Origin of the sequence: Streptomyces sp. NPDC026672 (assembly GCF_040638185.1) — a bacterium.
In the GTDB taxonomy this organism is placed as follows: Bacteria; Actinomycetota; Actinomycetes; order Streptomycetales; family Streptomycetaceae; genus Streptomyces.
Map to the genome: position 1 here is coordinate 14,752 of NZ_JBEZXS010000051.1, position 17,405 is coordinate 32,156.

The 17,405-nt window shown below is 72.0% G+C and carries 18 protein-coding genes; 10 read left to right on the forward strand and 8 right to left on the reverse strand.

The genetic code is table 11. The features are described from left to right. Nucleotides 1–18: 18 nt before the first annotated feature. From AB0F77_RS37015 to modA, 3 genes are all read right to left on the reverse strand, one after another. Nucleotides 19–1,119, reverse strand: a complete 1,101-nt coding sequence (locus AB0F77_RS37015; protein WP_361957193.1) for an ABC transporter ATP-binding protein — start codon at nt 1,117–1,119, stop codon at nt 19–21. A gap of 82 nt (nt 1,120–1,201) precedes the next feature. Further along, on the reverse strand, nt 1,202–2,047 hold the full coding sequence (modB, locus tag AB0F77_RS37020; RefSeq protein WP_361957196.1) for a molybdate ABC transporter permease subunit: 846 nt from the start codon (nt 2,045–2,047) through the stop codon (nt 1,202–1,204). Next, a complete protein-coding gene (gene modA, locus AB0F77_RS37025) occupies nt 2,044–2,889 on the reverse strand; it encodes a molybdate ABC transporter substrate-binding protein (RefSeq protein ID WP_361957199.1) in 846 nt (281 codons plus the stop codon). The genes modB and modA overlap by 4 nt, the downstream gene beginning before the upstream one ends. 207 nt (nt 2,890–3,096) lie before the next feature. On the opposite strand from modA, the gene AB0F77_RS37030 reads away from it, so the two are divergent. The 3 genes from AB0F77_RS37030 to AB0F77_RS37040 all read left to right on the forward strand — a co-directional run bounded on the left by AB0F77_RS37030 (nt 3,097) and on the right by AB0F77_RS37040 (nt 5,817). Continuing rightward, nucleotides 3,097–3,564, forward strand: coding sequence for a molybdopterin-dependent oxidoreductase (locus AB0F77_RS37030; RefSeq protein WP_361957202.1), 468 nt, complete (start codon nt 3,097–3,099; stop codon nt 3,562–3,564). Between the two features lie 54 nt (nt 3,565–3,618). After that, nucleotides 3,619–4,551 carry a LysR family transcriptional regulator gene (locus tag AB0F77_RS37035; RefSeq protein WP_361957205.1) on the forward strand — a complete coding sequence of 311 codons (933 nt, stop codon included), beginning with the start codon at nt 3,619–3,621 and terminating at the stop codon, nt 4,549–4,551. A gap of 105 nt (nt 4,552–4,656) precedes the next feature. Further along, entirely contained in the window at nt 4,657–5,817 is a 1,161-nt protein-coding gene (locus AB0F77_RS37040) for an NAD-dependent formate dehydrogenase (protein WP_361957208.1), read from the forward strand. Nucleotides 5,818–5,952: 135 nt separating this feature from the next. Here the strand turns inward: AB0F77_RS37040 and AB0F77_RS37045 are convergent, their stop codons facing one another. The 3 genes from AB0F77_RS37045 to AB0F77_RS37055 form a co-directional block, all read right to left on the reverse strand. Continuing rightward, nucleotides 5,953–6,348 carry a helix-turn-helix transcriptional regulator gene (locus tag AB0F77_RS37045; RefSeq protein ID WP_361957211.1) on the reverse strand — a complete coding sequence of 132 codons (396 nt, stop codon included), beginning with the start codon at nt 6,346–6,348 and terminating at the stop codon, nt 5,953–5,955. A gap of 104 nt (nt 6,349–6,452) precedes the next feature. Beyond that, nucleotides 6,453–8,399 (reverse strand): amino acid transporter, encoded by a 1,947-nt coding sequence (locus tag AB0F77_RS37050; protein WP_361957214.1) that lies wholly within the window; start codon nt 8,397–8,399, stop codon nt 6,453–6,455. A gap of 253 nt (nt 8,400–8,652) precedes the next feature. After that, on the reverse strand, nt 8,653–9,186 hold the full coding sequence (locus AB0F77_RS37055; protein WP_361957217.1) for a hypothetical protein: 534 nt from the start codon (nt 9,184–9,186) through the stop codon (nt 8,653–8,655). 148 nt (nt 9,187–9,334) lie between these two features. Between AB0F77_RS37055 and AB0F77_RS37060 the strand changes: the two genes are divergently transcribed. From AB0F77_RS37060 to AB0F77_RS37080, 5 genes are read left to right on the forward strand one after another with little or no spacing between them, the layout of a single operon-like run. Continuing rightward, entirely contained in the window at nt 9,335–9,490 is a 156-nt protein-coding gene (locus tag AB0F77_RS37060) for a hypothetical protein (RefSeq protein ID WP_361957220.1), read from the forward strand. Next, complete coding sequence (kdpF, locus tag AB0F77_RS37065; RefSeq protein ID WP_009326374.1) at nt 9,487–9,576, forward strand: K(+)-transporting ATPase subunit F; 90 nt, start codon at nt 9,487–9,489, stop codon at nt 9,574–9,576. Before AB0F77_RS37060 ends, kdpF begins: the two co-directional genes overlap by 4 nt. Before the next feature lie 7 nt (nt 9,577–9,583). Continuing rightward, on the forward strand, nt 9,584–11,245 hold the full coding sequence (gene kdpA, locus AB0F77_RS37070) for a potassium-transporting ATPase subunit KdpA (protein ID WP_361957223.1): 1,662 nt from the start codon (nt 9,584–9,586) through the stop codon (nt 11,243–11,245). 41 nt (nt 11,246–11,286) lie between these two features. After that, nucleotides 11,287–13,389: a potassium-transporting ATPase subunit KdpB gene (gene kdpB / locus AB0F77_RS37075; protein WP_361957226.1), complete on the forward strand. Its 2,103-nt coding sequence runs from the start codon at nt 11,287–11,289 to the stop codon at nt 13,387–13,389. A gap of 24 nt (nt 13,390–13,413) precedes the next feature. Further along, nucleotides 13,414–14,082 (forward strand): potassium-transporting ATPase subunit C, encoded by a 669-nt coding sequence (locus AB0F77_RS37080; RefSeq protein ID WP_361957229.1) that lies wholly within the window; start codon nt 13,414–13,416, stop codon nt 14,080–14,082. 99 nt (nt 14,083–14,181) lie between these two features. Here the strand turns inward: AB0F77_RS37080 and AB0F77_RS37085 are convergent, their stop codons facing one another. Then, nucleotides 14,182–14,733: a universal stress protein gene (locus AB0F77_RS37085; protein WP_361957232.1), complete on the reverse strand. Its 552-nt coding sequence runs from the start codon at nt 14,731–14,733 to the stop codon at nt 14,182–14,184. 349 nt (nt 14,734–15,082) lie between these two features. Between AB0F77_RS37085 and AB0F77_RS37090 the strand changes: the two genes are divergently transcribed. After that, on the forward strand, nt 15,083–15,418 hold the full coding sequence (locus AB0F77_RS37090; RefSeq protein WP_361957236.1) for an SAV_915 family protein: 336 nt from the start codon (nt 15,083–15,085) through the stop codon (nt 15,416–15,418). Nucleotides 15,419–15,431: 13 nt separating this feature from the next. Beyond that, nucleotides 15,432–16,763, forward strand: a complete 1,332-nt coding sequence (gene lysA / locus AB0F77_RS37095) for a diaminopimelate decarboxylase (protein ID WP_361957239.1) — start codon at nt 15,432–15,434, stop codon at nt 16,761–16,763. 156 nt (nt 16,764–16,919) lie between these two features. Here lysA and AB0F77_RS37100 read toward each other — a convergent pair whose 3' ends face one another. Beyond that, nucleotides 16,920–17,126, reverse strand: a complete 207-nt coding sequence (locus AB0F77_RS37100; protein WP_361957242.1) for a DUF5999 family protein — start codon at nt 17,124–17,126, stop codon at nt 16,920–16,922. Nucleotides 17,127–17,405 lie beyond the last annotated feature (279 nt).

A 17,405-nucleotide genomic window follows, 5' to 3' on the forward strand; every position in this document is an offset into this window, starting at 1 on the left:
CGTAGGGCCCGAAGAGGGCTATGCCGGGTATGCGTGGGTCTGCGTCGCCTTGACCGTCGCCCAGACCGGTGCGCCCGGACGCAGGTCGAGTTCGGCGGCGGCCACCGTCGTCAGATCGGCGGCGAGCGGGAGTTCGCCCGTCAGGTCGGCCCGGATCTGGTCGCCGTGGGTCTCCAGACCGCTCACCTCGCAGCGCCACAGATTGCGGGCGCTGGCGCCGGTGGGGCGGTCGCGGAAGAGGGTGACGGCGCTCGGCGGGAAGGCCACGAAGACAGGGCCGGAGAGCTCCTCGGTGGTGGTGATCTCCGGGCCGGCGTCCAGCGCGACGGTGTGGCCCGCGGCGTCTCCCCGGTACAGGTTCAGACCGACGAGCTGGGCGATGTAGTCGGTGCGGGGGCGCCGGGCGATCTCGGCGGGACCGCCCTCCTGGACGATCCGGCCGTCCTCGACCACCACCAGCCGGTCCGCCAGCACCATGGCGTCCAGCGGGTCGTGGGTCACCAGGACCGCCACGGCCTCGAACTCGGCGAGGTGACGGCGGAGTTGGGCGCGCACGTCGAGCCGGGTGCGGGCGTCCAGGGCGGCCAGGGGCTCGTCCAGGAGCAGCAGCCGGGGCCGGGTGGCCAGCGCGCGGGCCAGGGCGACCCGCTGCGCCTGACCGCCGGAGAGCCTGCGCGGCTTGGCGCCCGCGTGCTCGGCGAGACCCATGCGCTCCAGCCACGCGGCGGCCTGCGCACGGGCCTCCGCCCTGCCCGCGCCCCGGCAGCGGGGGCCGAAGGCGACGTTGTCCAGCGCGGACAGGTGCGGGAAGAGCAGATAGTCCTGGAACACCACGCCCACGGGCCGGGACTCCGGCGGCGTACGGTCCAACTCGACGCCGTCCAGCCGCAGATGGCCACCGCCGAGCGGGACGAGACCGGCGAGCGCGCGCAGCGCGGTGGTCTTGCCCGCGCCGTTGGGTCCCAGCAGGGCGAGGACGTCACCGGGCGCGGCGTGCAGCGCGACGTCCAGCCGGAAGGTCCCGCGGTCGACGACGAGACGGGCGTCGAGCCCGCCGCCCGGACCGCCGCCCGCGCCCTCGGCGGTGAGGCCGGCGGTGGTGTCGTCGATGTCGGTCATGGGGCGCACATCCTGGGGTGGGCGGGGGAGGGGAGCGGCACGGTGGGGGTACCCGTCGCGCGTCGCGCCGTACCCCGCCCGCTCATGTGGCGGTCATCCAGCGGTCCCGCAGGCCCGCCAGGACGGCGATGGACACCGTCAGGAGGACCAGGCTCAGGGCGATGGCCGCGTCGGGGTCGTTCTGGAGGGCCAGGTAGACCGCGAGCGGCATCGTCTGCGTGCGGCCGGGGAAGTTGCCCGCGAAGGTGATCGTCGCGCCGAACTCGCCGAGCGCGCGGGCCCAGGCGAGGACCGCCCCGGCGGCGATGCCGGGGGCGATCAGCGGGAGCGTGACGCGGCGGAAGGCGGTGAAGCGGGAGGCGCCCAGGGTGGCGGCGGCCTCCTCGAAGCGGGGGTCGGCGGCGCGCAGGGTGCCCTCGACGCTGATCACGAGGAACGGCATCGCCACGAACGCCTCGGCGATCACGACACCCGCCGTGGTGAACGGCAGCGTGATCCCGAACCAGGAGTCCAGCCACTTGCCGACCACCCCGTTGCGGCCGAGGGCGAGCAGCAGCGCCACACCGCCCACGACCGGCGGCAGGACCAGCGGCAGGGTCACCAGCGCGCGGACCAGACCGCGTCCCGGGAACTCGGTGCGGGCCAGCAGCCAGGCCAGCGGCACACCCAGGACCATGCTCACGGCGGTCGCCGCCGTCGCGGTGACCAGGGACAGCTGGAGGGCCTGCCAGACGCCGGTGCTGGTCAGCAGGTCCGGGAGGCTGCTCCACGGGGCCCGTACCAGCAGTGCGAGCAGGGGCAGGAGCAGAAAGGCCAGGGCGACGACACCGGGAAGCAGGAGCGGCAGCGGCACCCCCCGCCCGCGCCGGCGCCGCGGACCGCCCTCTAGGGTGTCGGCCGCGGCACCGGACTCGTCGAGCTGGGTCACGGCTTGAGGAACCCGGCCTCGTTCAGCACCTGCTGGCCGTCGGGGGACTGCACCAGCGCGATGAACGCCTTGGCCGCCACGGCGTTGGGCGCGTTCTTCAGCAGGGCGATCGGGTAGTCGTTGATGGCGTCGGCCGACTCGGGGAACTCCACGCCCTCCACCTTGTCACCCGCGGCCTTCACATCGGTCTGGTACACGACCGCGGCGTCGGCCTCCTTCAGCTCGACCTTCGTCAGGGCGCTCTTGACGTCCTGCTCGTAGGAGACCGGCGTGAGCTTCAGCTTGCTCGCGTCCAGGGCCTTCTGGGCGGCCGCGCCGCACGGCACGGTCTTGTCGCACAGGACGACCTTCAGGTCCGACTTGGTGAGGTCCTTCAGAGAGGCGACCTTGTCGGGGTTGCCCGGCAGGGTGGCGATCTCCAGCTGGTTGCGCACGAACGTGGCGGGGGTGCCGGAGGCGCCGCCCTTGTCCGTGACGATCGCCATGGTCTTGGGGCTCGCGGCGGCGAACACGTCGGCCGGGGCGCCGCCGGTGATGCTCGCGGCCAGGGTGTCGCTGCCGCCGAAGTTGAAGGCGACCTCGGTGCCGGGGTGCTCCTGCTCGAACGTCTTGCCCAGCGCCGTGAAGCTCTCCTTGAGCGAGGCCGCGGCGAACACGGTGACCGTGCCGGACATCTTGGGCGACGCGGCGGACGAGTCCGAGGACGAGTCCGAGGACGAAGCCGAGGACGACGACGAGGACGAGTCGTCGGAGGAGGAACAGGCGCTCAGGGCCAGCAGTGCGGCGACTCCCGCACCGGCCAGCTGCAACGATCGCCGGGTCCGGCGCGCGGAACGGGTCATCACGGATCTACTCCTTGGAGCACTCGGGAAGGCTGCGCACCCTGGCACGGCCGCTCCGGGGCCGTGTGGTGATGATGATACTGCCGCATCTGCCAGGCGGAAGTCTTCTGTCGCATTGCATGAGCAGGGACAATGGCGGGGTGTGGTGCGCATGTGCGTTTGTACGGTGCCGTGCTCCGGGTACCGTCATGCGGGAGGTGGTGGCACGTGACGTTCGCGGAACTCGCCCTGGGCGGCGATCTGGCCCGGCCGGCCCGGCTGGGCGTGCCCGATCTGCTCCGCTGGCCGCAGCACCGGGTGAAGGTCGCCTTCGAGTGCGCCACCAGCGGAATGCAGTACCACGCGTTCGCCGGACCGCGCCTGTACGACGTGCTCACCGACGCGGGGCCCGGCTTCGACCCCGTCCGCCGCAAGGACCGGCTGCGCTTCCTCATCGCCGTGACGGGAGCGGACGGGCACCACGCCCTGCTGTCCTGGGCCGAGATCGACCCCGACTTCGCCCACGCCCCGGTCCTGCTCGCCGTGAGCATCGACGACACCCCGCTCGACCGGGCCGGACCCCAGCTCGTGCTCCCGCAGGACCGCTGTGGAGCCCGGCACATCAGCGGCATCACCGCGATCCGGGTGGACGGCGCCTACCGCGGCTGGCTGCCCCAGGCGGCGGCCGCGGTGTGAAACGGCCCTCTGCGGGAGCCTGTTGATCTCTTCCAGCCCTCGCGGAGGCCGCACATGCTGCTGCGCCAGCTCGAATACCTCGTCGCCCTCGCCCGGGAGCGGCACTTCGCCCGCGCCGCGGCGGCCTGCTACGTCTCCCAACCCTCGCTGTCGGCCGCGATACGCCGCCTGGAACACGAACTGGACGTGCCGATCGTGCGGCGCGGACGGCGGTACGAGGGGCTGACCCCGGAGGGCGAGCTGGTGCTGGCCTGGGCGCAGCGCATCCTGGCCGAACAGGACGCGCTGCGGCAGCAGTTGTCGCTGCTGCGCGGCGGGCTGACCGGCACCCTGCGGCTCGGTGTGGTGCCCACGGCGCTGCCCGCCGCCTCGCTGCTCACCACCCCCTTCTGCGAGAGGCACCCGGGCGCCCGGGTGGCCGTCGAGTCGCTGTCCTCGGCCGAGATCACCCACGGGCTGGGCGAGTTCGAACTGGACGCGGCGATGACGTACCTGGACGACGACGCGCTGCGGCAGGTGCGCCGCTTCCCGCTGTACGAGGAGCGGTACGTCCTGCTCACCCCCGTCGACGGCCCGCTCGGCGGTGTCGCGCGAGCGCGTTGGGCGCAGGCCGCCGCGCTGCCGTTGTGCCTGCTGGGGACGCGGATGCGCAACCGGCGGATCATGGACGAGTGCTTCGCGGCCGACGGCGCGACGGCGGTCCCGGCGATCGAGTCGGACAGCGTCGCCGGGCTCTACGCCCATCTGCCGGGCGGGCGTTGGTCGAGCGTGATCTCGCACGCGTGGCTGCACATGTTCGGTGTGCCGGAGGGGATGCGGGTGGTGCCGCTGACGGGGCCGGCGCACGGGCCGCGCGTCGGTCTGGTCGTGGCGCGCGGCGAACCCGGGTCGGTGCTCGCCGAGGCGCTGGTGACGGTGGCGCGCGGGGCCGGGGTGCGGGACGCCCTGGACGACCTGCTGCACACCTACCTGGGCGGACGCGACTGATAGCCGCGGGCTATTCGGACATAGCCAGGATCGCTTTGACCAGGGTGTTCAGCTCCGAGGATCGTGAAACGCACCTTCCGACAACGCCAGTTGAGGAGCCGCGAGATGGCCAAGGTGCTCTGCGTCCTGTACGACGACCCGACCGACGGATACCCGACCACGTACGCCCGCGACGACCTTCCCGTCATCGACCACTACCCCGGCGGCCAGACCGCGCCCACCCCGGAGGCCGTCGACTTCACGCCGGGCCGGCTCCTCGGCAGCGTCTCCGGCGAACTCGGCCTGCGCTCCTTCCTGGAGAGCGCCGGGCACACCCTCGTCGTCACCTCCGACAAGGACGGCGACGGCTCGGTGTTCGACCGTGAGCTGCCGGACGCGGACATCGTCATCTCCCAGCCGTTCTGGCCCGCCTACCTGACCCCCGAGCGGATCGCCGCCGCCAAGAACCTCAAGCTCGCCGTCACCGCCGGCATCGGCTCCGACCACGTCGACCTGGACGCCGCCATCGCGCACGGCGTGACGGTCGCCGAGGTGACGTACTGCAACAGCATCAGCGTCGCCGAGCACGTGGTGATGATGACGCTGTCCCTGGTGCGCAACTACCTGCCCTCCCACCGGGTCGTGCTGGACGGCGGCTGGAACATCGCGGACTGCGTGGCCCGTTCGTACGACCTGGAGGGCATGCACGTCGGCACGGTGGCCGCCGGGCGGATCGGGCTCGCGGTGCTGCGGCGGCTCGCGCCCTTCGACGTGAAGCTGCACTACACGGACCGGTACCGGCTGCCGCGCGAGGTGGAGGAGGAACTGGGGCTGACCTTCCACGAGAGCGCGGCGGAGATGGCGCCGCTGTGCGACGTCGTGACCGTCAACGCGCCCCTGCACCCGGAGACGGAGGGGCTGTTCGGGGACGAACTGCTCGGCACGATGAAGCGCGGCGCGTACCTCATCAACACCGCGCGAGCCCGGATCGTGGACCGTGACGCCGTGGAACGGGCGCTGCGCAGCGGGCAGTTGGCGGGGTACGCGGGTGACGTGTGGTACCCGCAGCCGGCGCCGGCCGACCACCCCTGGCGGACCATGCCGCACCACGGGATGACCCCGCACATCTCCGGCTCCTCGCTGTCGGCGCAGGCGCGGTACGCGGCCGGCACCCGGGAGATCCTGGAGTCGTGGTTCGCGGGCCGCCCGATCCGCGACGAGTACCTGATCGTCGACGGGGGCGCGCTGGCCGGAACGGGGGCGCACTCGTACTCGGTGAAGGCGTGAGCGTGCGGTCACCGCGGTGACCATGTGAGCCGGGGCCGCCGCCCCGGGCGGGGCGCAGGCCCGGGGCGGCGGCCTCCACCCGAGGTGTCCGGCGGGGCGGCCGCGAAGGGGGGCCGCCGCCGTGACGGCCGGGGATCAGACGCGGTCGATGTGCACGTTGGTGGACTTGACCCGGGCCGTGGCCTCCATGCCGACCTCCAGGCCCAGTTCCTCCACGGCCTCCCGGGTCAGCAGGGAGACCAGCCGGTGCGGGCCCGCCTGGATCTCGACCTGCGCGGCGACGTCGCCGAGCTTGATCGCGGTGACGATGCCGGGGAACGCGTTGCGCACCGAGGTGTACGGGGCGTCCTCGTCGTCGGTGCCCGAGCCGGCCAGCTCGACGGAGAACGCGGCGAGGTCCTTGCCGTCGATGAGGCGCCGCCCGGCCTCGTCGCGGTGGGTCGCCACCCGGCCGGCGTCGGCCCAGCGGCGGGCGGTGTCGGGACTCACGCCGAGCAGCCGCGCCGCCTGGCCGATCGTGTAGGACTGCATGCCGGTCACGATAAGGCCAGGTCGGACGAGAGCGGACGCGGGGTGGGCCGTGGGGGTGACGGGGGAGGGGCGATGGGCGCGGGGCCGGTGGCCGACGGCCACGCTCAGCCCGTGTGGACGCGGGGCCTGCGCTTCGGGTCCGGCTCCGCCTCGCGCAGGACCTCCCGGGTGACCGGGGCGACCTCGCCCTGGCCGAAGAGGAAGAAGCGGAGGAAGTTGGCGAAGGGGCTGCCCTCGGTCCACTCGAAGTAGATGTGCGGGGTGCAGTGCGTCTCGTCGCGGACGTGCAGGAGCAGCGCCGCCAGGGCGTTGGGGACGGACGCGGACTCCAGGGTGAGGATGCGGTAGCGGTCGTGCAGCACCTCGCCGTGCACGGTCAGCTGAGCCTCGAACTCGGAGGGGTCGGTGACCGTGACCTCCGCGAAGACGAAGTCCTCCTGCTCCGGAAGGTCGTTGTCCTGCCGGATCTGCTCGATCTTGTCCCGGTACTCGGCCTTGTCCCGCCGGTCCGGCTCGTTCGCGATGAACCGGATCTTACGGCTGGCCATATCCCGGATGAAACGTTCCGCCATGGGGTCGAGCACCACGCTCGTCACGCGCAGCTCGAAGGCGCGGGCCAGCCGCGACAGCAGCGAGACCAGGATGATCCCCGCGATGAAGCAGGCACCGATCTTCACACCGTCCGGGCGCTCGATGACGTTCACGACGGTCGTGTAGAGGAACACGGCCGAGATCACCGCGAACGCGACGGTCCAGTTGCGCTGGCCGGCCTTGCGCGCGGCGATGGTCACCGCGATCGCCGCCGAGCTGATGAGCACCAGCACACCGGTCGCGTAGGCGCCGCCCTGCGCGTCCACGTTCGCGTCGAAGATCCAGGTCACCAGGAAGGCGACCAGCGTGAACACGATGACCATGGGACGGACCGCGCGGGCCCAGTGCGGTGCCATGCCGTAGCGGGGCAGATAGCGCGGCATCAGGTTGAGCAGGCCCGCCATCGCGGAGGCACCGGCGAACCACAGGATCGCGATGGTCGACACGTCGTACACCGTGCCGAAGGCGTTGCCGAGGTACTGGTGCGCCAGATAGGCCAGCGCGCGGCCGTTGGCCTGGCCGCCGGACTTGAACTCGCTCTCCGGGATGAGCAGCGTGGTGATGAAGCTGGTGGTGATCAGGAAGCAGCTCATGATGACGGCCGCGGTGGTCAGCAGCTTCCTGGTGTCCCGGATACGGCCCTTCGGATTGGCCTCGGTGTCGCCGGGGTCGCCCTCGACGTGCGGCATCACGGCGACGCCGGTCTCGAAGCCGGACAGGCCCAGCGCGAGCTTGGGGAAGACGATCAGGGCGACGCCGATCATGACGAAGACGTTGCCGTGCTCCGTGGTCAGGGCGTTCGCCCAGTCGGTGACCACGTGCTCGGCGGTGAGGACGTGCCACAGGCCGGTGACCACCACGACGACGTTCAGCGCGAGGTAGACGCCGACGAGCACGACCGCGACGCCGACGGCCTCCAGGAATCCCTTGAGGAACACGGCGCCCAGCAGGGCGACCAGGACGAGCGTGATCAGCATCTGCTTGCCGTGCAGCAGGTCGGTCAGATGCGGGTTCTCCACCAGGTGGGTGGAGGCGTCGGCGGCCGACAGCGTGATGGTGATGAGGAAGTCGGTGGCCGCGAAGCCCAGCAGGGTCAGCACGAACAACTTGCCCTGCCAGAACGACAGCAGGCGTTCCAGCATGGCGATCGAGCCCTCGCCGTGCGGGCTCTCCCGGGCGACCCGGCGGTACACCGGCAGGGCGCCGGCCAGGGTCACTATCACCAGGACGATGGTCGCGACGGGCGACAGCAGCCCGGCGGCCAGCGCGGCGATGCCCGGCTGGTAGCCCAGGGTGGAGAAGTAGTCCACACCGGTGAGGCACATGACGCGCCACCACCGCTGGCCCTTGTGCGCCGGCTCCTGCGCGTCGGCCCCGGCCGCTCCCCTGCCCATGTCGGACAGGCCCTCCAGCATCCAGGCGCGCAGGCGACTGGGAGGAGGGTGTTCCGTCGTGGCCATCGGGGTGCTCCTGACGTGCGGCGCAGTGGTTTCCCGCCATCACGCGGACGGCCGCACCAGCGTAAGCGGAGAGTGACGCGCGGGCCCATGGATCAGGGCCACGCGGGCGTCAATCTTGCGTTAAGAATCGCCTTCCGCGCGGTGGCGGAACGTCAGGAAACGGAGGACCGCGCACGCCGGACGTCTGCTGGGCGGTACGGGGGAGCAGGGGTGTCCGGCCGGCGGGGGAGAACACCGAGAGTGATGGACCCGGTCAGTCGAGGCCGGAGACGCGGAAGACCGTGTGGGCCGTCTCGCCGTTGATGTCGTCCTCGATCCGGCGCAGGGCCGTCGCCCCGTACAACAGGCCGCCCGCGGTCAGGGAACGCCGGGCGTCCTCGGCCACGCGGTACCACAGCCGGGGGTCGTCGATCAGCGTCCGGGGGTCCACCTCCACACGGCCGCCGAACGTGTCGCGCAGGACCAGACGCCGGGACACGCCGTCCACACGGTACACCGACACCAGCAGGTCGGTGCGGACCCGGCGGGTGCGCAGCAGCCGACGGGAGGCCAGCCAGCCCTCGCCCGCCGAGACCCGGGCCGGCACCAGGACCAGGAACAGCAGGACGGCCAGCCCGGCCCACAGGGCGCCGCGCCACCACGTCAGGCCGCCCGCCGCCGCGTCGATCAGCAGCAGCATGGTGAACAGCCCGGCCGCGCAGCGGACCGCGACCCGCACGTCACCGGCCCAGTGACGGTCGTGCACCACGTCCCCGCCCGCCGGCCGTGCCTCGTCGTACCGCTCCATACCTCCGACGGTAGGGACCCGCGGCCCGGCAGTCCCCCCTCCTGACGCTCTTTGACACGGTCCTGATGAAACGGCGGGCCGTAAGAGTCCCGTCAAGGGCCCGCGGGCGCCCGTAAGGGACCCATCAACGGTGGCCGGAAACGGTCGGATGCGCGCTTTCCTCGAACCGTCCGTTCCCTTCCGTTCCGTTCCTTTCCGAACCTCACTCCAGGAGTTCACGATGGCCGATCTGGCCTTCGTCGTCACCACGGTCGTGGTCTTCGCGCTGGTGGCCCTCATAGCCAAGGGGGTGACGAAGCTGTGACCGCCGAGAACGTCGTCGGCCTGGTCGTGGCCGTCGCCCTGCTGGGCTATCTCGTCCTCGCCCTGATCTTCCCGGAGAGGTTCTGAGACGCGCATGGGTCCCGTCCTCGCCGGAGTGCTCCAACTGCTCGCCCTGATCGGCGCGCTGGCACTCTGCTACGCCCCCCTCGGCACCTACATGGCCCGGGTCTACTCCTCCCCGAAGCATCTGCGCGTGGAGAGGTGGATCTACCGGGGCATCGGTGCCGACCCGGACACCGAGATGCGCTGGCCCGGCTATCTGCGCGGTGTCCTCGCCTTCTCCGTCGTGGGTGTCCTGTTCCTCTACCTGCTCCAGCGGATCCAGGGCGTGCTGCCCGGCTCGCTCGGCTTCTCCTCGGTGAACCCGGCCCAGTCGTTCAACACGGCCGTGTCCTTCGTGACCAACACCAACTGGCAGTCGTACTACGGCGAACAGACCATGGGGCACGTCGTGCAGACCGCGGGTCTCGCCGTGCAGAACTTCGTCTCGGCGGCCGTCGGCATGGCCGTCGCCGTGGCGCTGGTGCGGGGATTCGCCCGCTCCCGCACCGGTGAACTGGGCAACTTCTGGTCCGACCTGGTGCGGGGGACCGTACGGATCCTGGTGCCGCTCGCCTTCGTCGCCGCGCTGGTCCTGGTGGCCTGCGGCGCGCTCCAGAACTTCTCCGGCATCCACGCGGTCGGCCAGTTCATGGGCGGCTCGCAGCAGTGGAACGGCGGCGCGGTCGCCTCCCAGGAGGCCATCAAGGAGTTGGGCACCAACGGCGGCGGCTACTTCAACGCCAACTCCGCCCACCCCTTCGAGAACCCCACCCCGTTCACCAACCTGTTCGAGATCTTCCTGATCCTGCTGATCCCGTTCGCGCTGACCCGCACCTTCGGTCTCCTGGTCGGCTCGGTGCGGCAGGGGTACGCGATCCTCGCCACGATGGGCACCATCTGGCTCGGCTTCGTCGCCCTGATGATGTGGACCGAGTTCGCCCACCACGGCCCGGCGCTCCAGGCGGCGGGCGGAGCGTTCGAAGGCAAGGAGGTCCGGTTCGGTATCGGCGGCTCCTCGATCTTCGCCGTGTCGACGACGCTGACCTCGACCGGCGCCGTGGACTCCTTCCACTCGTCCTTCACGGGGCTCGGCGGCGGGATCACCATGCTCGGCATGATGCTGGGCGAGATCGCGCCCGGCGGCACCGGTTCCGGCCTCTACGGCATGCTGATCCTCGCGGTCATCGCCGTGTTCATCGCCGGTCTGATGGTCGGCCGCACGCCCGAGTACCTGGGCAAGAAGATCGGCGGCCGCGAGATGAAGCTCGCCGCCTGCTACATCCTGGTCACCCCGGCCCTGGTGCTGGTGTTCACGGCGGCCTCCATGGCGCTGCCCACCCCGCCGCACTCGATGCTGAACCCCGGTGCGCACGGGTTTTCCGAGGTGCTGTACGCCTTCACGTCGGCCGTGAACAACAACGGTTCGGCCTTCGCCGGACTGAACGCGAACACCGACTGGTACAACACCACGACCGCCCTCGCGATGCTGCTCGGCCGCTTCCTGCCGATGGTGTTCGTCCTCGCGCTCGCCGGTTCGCTCGCCGAGCAGCGGCCGGTGCCCGCCACGGTGGGCACCCTGCGCACCGAGAAGCCGCTGTTCACCGGGCTGCTCGTCGGCGCCGTCCTGATCATCACCGGTCTCACCTACTTCCCCGCCCTCGCGCTGGGCCCGCTCGCCGAGGGGCTGGCGTGATGACCACCCGTACCGAGAAGCCAGAGAAGTCAGAGGACTCGATGTCCACAGCCACCGAGACCCGGGCGCCGCACAGCGACGTCCCCACCGGTCACCGGCCCGCCGAGAGCCGTGTCGGCGCGGGCCTCTTCGATCCCAAGCAGCTCATCAGGTCCCTGCCGGAGGCCTTCCGCAAGCTCGACCCGCGGGTGATGGTCAAGTCGCCCGTGATGTTCGTGGTGTGGGTCGGCTCGATCCTGACGACCGTCTTCTCCTTCACCGACCCGGGCGACTGGTTCGGCTGGACCATCAGCGCCTGGCTGTGGCTGACCGTCATCTTCGCCAACCTCGCCGAGGCGGTCGCCGAGGGGCGCGGCAAGGCCCAGGCCGACACCCTGCGCAGGGCCAGGACCGACACCGTGGCCCGGCGGCTGCGCACGGGCGGCGCGTCCGAGGAGCGGGTCCCGGGCACCGACCTGAGGATCGGTGACCTGGTCGTCTGCGAGACCGGTGACGTCATACCCGGCGACGGTGACGTCGTCGAGGGTGTCGCCTCCGTCGACGAGTCCGCCATCACCGGAGAGTCGGCGCCCGTCATCCGCGAGTCGGGCGGCGACCGCTCGGCCGTCACGGGCGGCACGAAGGTGCTGTCCGACCGCATCGTCATCAGGATCACGACGAAGCCGGGTGAGACGTTCATCGACCGGATGATCGGCCTCGTCGAGGGCGCGGCCAGACAGAAGACGCCCAACGAGATCGCGCTGAACATCCTGCTCGCGTCGCTCACGATCGTCTTCCTGCTGGCCTGCGCCACCCTGCCGCCCTTCGCGGACTACGCCGGCACGCATCTGACGACGGTCGTGCTGGTGGCCCTGCTGGTCTGCCTCATCCCGACCACGATCGGCGCGCTGCTGTCCGCCATCGGCATCGCCGGCATGGACCGGCTGGTGCAGCGCAACGTCCTCGCGATGTCCGGCCGCGCCGTCGAGGCCGCGGGAGACGTCTCCACGCTGCTGCTCGACAAGACCGGCACGATCACCCTCGGCAACCGGCAGGCGTCCGAGTTCGTCCCCGTGCGCGGCACCACCGAGGCCGAGGTCGCCGACGCCGCACAGCTCTCCTCGCTGGCCGACGAGACACCCGAGGGCCGCTCCGTCGTCGTCCTGGCCAAGGAGCGGTACGGGCTGCGGGAGCGCCACCAGGGCGAGCTGTCGGGCGCCGAGTGGATCGCCTTCACCGCCCAGACCCGTATGTCGGGCGTGGACGTCGACGGGCGCAGCATCCGCAAGGGCGCCGCCGGTTCGGTCACCGCCTGGGTCCGCGAACGCGGCGGCGACGTCGCCGCCGACGCCCAGGAGCTGACCGACCGGATCGCCGCGGCGGGAGGCACCCCGCTGCTCGTCGCCGTCGAGGACACCGAAGGCGCCCGGGTGCTGGGCGTCGTCCACCTCAAGGACGTCGTCAAGGACGGCATGCGCGAGCGTTTCGGCGAACTGCGCCGCATGGGCATCAAAACGGTCATGATCACGGGCGACAACCCGCTGACGGCCAGGGCGATCGCCGAGGAGGCGGGTGTCGACGACTTCCTCGCCGAGGCCACCCCCGAGGACAAGATGGCCCTCATCAAGCGCGAGCAGGCCGGCGGCAAGCTGGTCGCGATGACCGGGGACGGCACCAACGACGCCCCGGCGCTCGCCCAGGCCGACGTCGGCGTGGCGATGAACACCGGTACGTCGGCCGCCAAGGAGGCCGGCAACATGGTCGACCTCGACTCCAACCCGACCAAGCTCATCGAGATCGTCGAGATCGGCAAGCAACTCCTCATCACCCGGGGCGCGTTGACGACGTTCTCCATCGCCAACGACGTCGCCAAGTACTTCGCGATCATCCCGGCGCTGTTCGCCGCGGTCTACCCGGGCCTGGACAGGCTCAACATCATGGCCCTGTCCTCGCCGGACTCCGCGATCCTGTCGGCCGTGATCTTCAACGCGCTGATCATCGTCGTGCTGGTGCCGCTCGCGCTGCGGGGCGTGCGCTACCGGCCGGTCGGCGCGGACCGGATGCTGCGGCGCAACCTCGGCGTCTACGGGCTCGGCGGGCTGATCGCCCCCTTCGTCGGCATCAAGGTCATCGACCTGCTCATCTCCCTCATTCCCGGGCTGTGACTTTCCGAAAGAGCGTTGATCGGCATGAACAACTCCGTATCCATCACGGCCCGGTTGCTCGGAGCGGGGCTGCGCGCCCTCCTCGTGCTGACCCTGGTCACGGGCGTCGCCTATCCGCTGGTCGTCACGGGCCTCGCCCAAGGTCTGTTCCACGACAGGGCGAACGGCTCCGAGATCAAGGCGAACGGCAGGGTCGTCGGCTCCTCGCTGATCGGGCAGTCGTACAACCTGCCGCTGAAGAAGGGGCAGGAGACACCGGACCCCGACCTGAAGTGGTTCCAGGGCCGCCCGCAGAACGGCCTGGGCACCAACAGCGTCAACACGCGGTACAAGCTGATCCTGTCCGGCGCCACCAACCTGGCCGCCGACAACAAGGACCTGGTCCAGCAGGTGCGGGACGCCAAGGCCGCCGTCGTCAGGGACAACTCGGTGCCCGGCTACACCGTGGATCCGTCCCGGGTGCCCGCCGACGCGGTGACCTCCTCCGGCTCCGGACTCGACCCGGACATCTCACCGGCCTACGCCGGCCTCCAGGTCCACCGGGTCGCCGCGGAGAACGGCCTGCCGGTCGAGCGGGTGCGGAAGCTGGTCGAGGACCACACGAGCGGCCGGACCCTCGGCTTCGTCGGCGAACCTCGTGTCAACGTCCTCGAACTCAACGTCGCGCTCCGGGAACTGACCAAGGGCGGCTGACGACACGGGCGCCGGTCGCGGGGGACGCCCCCAGCCGGTCCGCGCGCTCGTGATCGCCCTCCTCGCGCAACCCGCTGACCGCCGGCGTCCCGCCGGCGGTCAGCGGGTGTCGCGGTGGTGGCGCAGGTCACGGGTGGTCAGGGGGAGGTGCCAGGTGTTGCGGCGGTGGGCCGCGCTGAGGTCCGACTCCAGCGGGGAGGGCGGGACCGCGAGGACCGGGCAGGTCGCGTGCGCCAGGCAGTAGCGGGAGACATGTCCGGAGAACGCCCGGTGCCAGCCGCGCCGGCCCGCCCCCACCACCAGCACGTCCGTGTCGCGGGCCGCCGTCTCCACCAGGGCCCGGCCGGGCGTGCCGCGGATGACGAGCGCCCGCATCGGCACCCCGGGACCGCTGCCGCCGAAGACGTCGTCGAGCACCGAGCCGAGCCGCCGCCCGGCCAGCCGCTGCCACTCGTCGGCCGGCGGACAGGGCCCGGGGAAGCGCCGTGTGCCCACTTCCTCGCCGGGCGGCTCCCAGGCCAGCACGGGCCACAGCTCGGCACCCCGGCACCTGGCCTCCGCAACGGCCCGCGACAGCGCGGTGACACTGCCCAGGGAACCGCTCACGCCGACCACGACCCGGGGGGCCGCGGAGGCGTCGTATCCGGACATCGCTCCACCGATCGCCGTACGGGCCCACCGGAGTCCCCGGGGGCGGCCCCGCGCGCGAGGCTCCTTCCATCACACCCCCGTCCTCGCCCCACGGCCAGCGCGCGCACCCCTTCCTGGCGTGCCCCTGACGCCTTCCACCGGCGCCGGAGCCCCGCGCGTCAGCATCCCGTCAGCGTCCCGCCGGACACCGTCAGCATCGCGTCATGAGCTCTCGGAGGGGCAGGTCCGACGGGCATAGCGTCGACGGCGAGCCCCGGCCCGCCTCCCCGCGCCCGGGGCTCCCGGGCCCCGCGCACCGGGCGCGGCCGACCCGTCGACACACCGTCCCGGATCCTCCAGGAGACACCCCATGCTCGAACCTCTGTGCGACGAAGACCCGGAGCCCTCCGATCGCTCCCCGGCCGGACCCCTGTACGTGCCCGTCCGGCCGGGACCCGCGGGATGCGCGACCCGGCTGTTCCGCACCCCGCTCGGCGACCGTACGGCCGTCGGCTTCACCTCGGCCCGGCGCCTCGCCGCCGCCCTCGGCCCCGGCCGGCCGTGGATCCGGCTCGCCGAGCCCGCGCTGCGCGCGCTGACCGCCCCGCTCGGTGTCACCACGGTCACCGTGGACCCCCGGTTCTCGGCACCCGCGCCCACCCCGGTCGGCCCCGTCGAGCCCGCCGCGCCCCTGCGGATCGGATGAGAGGCAGTTCCCGATGACGACCCTGCACGACACCACCGTCACCACCGTGCCCACCGGACTGCCGGTGTGGCCCGCCTCCACCACCGAGCCCCGCACGGGCCACCCGGCCGTGGGCGGCGTATCGCTCGCCGAGGTGGCCGACCGCTTCGGCACCCCCGTCTACGTCCTCGACGAGAACGAGGTCCGGGAACGCTGCCGCACCTACCGCGACGCCTTCCCCGACGCCGAGGTCGTCTACGCCGCCAAGGCGTTCCTGTGCCGGGCCATGGTGCACTGGGTGTACGAGGAGGGCCTGGGCCTGGACGTCTGTTCGGCCGGCGAACTGGGACTCGCGGTCACCGCGGGCTTCCCGCCGGAGCGGATCGTGCTGCACGGCAACGCCAAGTCCCCGCGCGACCTGGAACTGGCGCTGCGGCTCGGCGTGGGCCGCATCGTGATCGACAGCCCCTCGGAGATACCCCGGCTCGCCGCCGCCGCGGGCCCCGGCCACCGGCAGGACGTTCTGGTCCGGGTGGTGCCCGGCATCGCCGCGGGCGGACACGACAAGATCCGCACCGGCACGGAGGACCAGAAGTTCGGTCTCTCCCTCGCCGACGGCTACGCCCAGCACGCCATCGCCCGCATCCTCGACCAGCCGCACCTGCGACTCACCGGGCTCCACTGCCACCTGGGCTCGCAGATCACCGGCGTGAAGCCGTACCTCGCCGCCGTGCGCCGCATGGTCGGCCTGATGGCCAGGCTGCACCGGCAGCACGGCGTGGTCCTGCCCGAGCTCGACCTGGGCGGCGGCCACGGCATCGCCTACCGCCCCGGCGAACCGGCCCTCGACCTCACCGCCCTGGCCCGCAGGGTCCGCGCGGAACTGGCCGACGCCTGCGCCTCGGCGGGCCTCCCGGTGCCCCGGCTGATCGTCGAACCCGGCCGTGCCGTCGTGGGCCCCGCGGGCGTCGCCGTCTACCACGTGCTCGCGGTCAAGCACACCGGCGGGCGGACCTTCGCGGCCGTCGACGGCGGCATGAGCGACAACCCGCGCCCGGCCCTGTACGGCGTCCGGTACGCCCCCCGGCTCATCGGCCGCCACAGCACCGGGCCCACCGCCCCGGTGACCGTCGTCGGCCGGCACTGCGAGGCCGGGGACGTCCTCGCCGAGGCCGAACTCCCCGCCGACATCCGGCCCGGGGACCTCCTCGCGGTGCCGGTGTCCGGCGCCTACCAGCTGTCCATGGCCTCCGCCTACAACATGGTCGGCCGGCCGCCCGTGGTCGCCGTGCGCGACGGCCGCGCCCGGCTGCTGGTCCGCCGGGAGTCCCTGGACGACCTGCGCAGCCGGGACGTGGGGCTGTGAGACGGGGACGCGCACCGCGCGGCTGACGCAGCCGGTCCGGACGGTCACCCGCGGTGGCCGTCTCCGGACATGCGTCGGGGCCGGTGCGCCCCGAAACGTGGGCGAGCCGGCCCCTCATGGTCACCGGGCGGAGCGGAAGGACGCCCGGGCGGTACGTCAGGCGGCGGTCATCACCCGGCCGGCACCGAGGGGGCGGTGCGGCGCGATGACCTGGCCGTCGGGCAGGAGCTCACCGGTGTCCTCGAAGAGCAGAACGCCGTTGCACAGCAGGCTCCAGCCCTGCTCCGGGTGGTGCGCCGTGAGGCGGGCGGACTCCCGGTCGGCGGATTCTGCGGTCGGGCACGGTGGCTGGTGCTGGCACATGGGTGGGATCTTTCGCTGTGTCGATGTCATGTCCGTCCCCCGTGATGAATGGTCGGTCGGAACCCAGTGTTGCTCTCCGGACGTCAATCCGCAGGTATTTCGCAGCACCGCTTCTTCACAGGTTGATGACGCATCGCCCAAGCGGATGGTTCAGCCCAATCGACCGGTCGGTTCGGGTGGTTCGCGATGGCCTGATGGGGCTAGTCCGGACCGGGCGCGCGGGCCGGGGCGGGAAACGACGTGCCCCGTCGCCGGTCGGCCGGCGGCGGGGCACGGGGC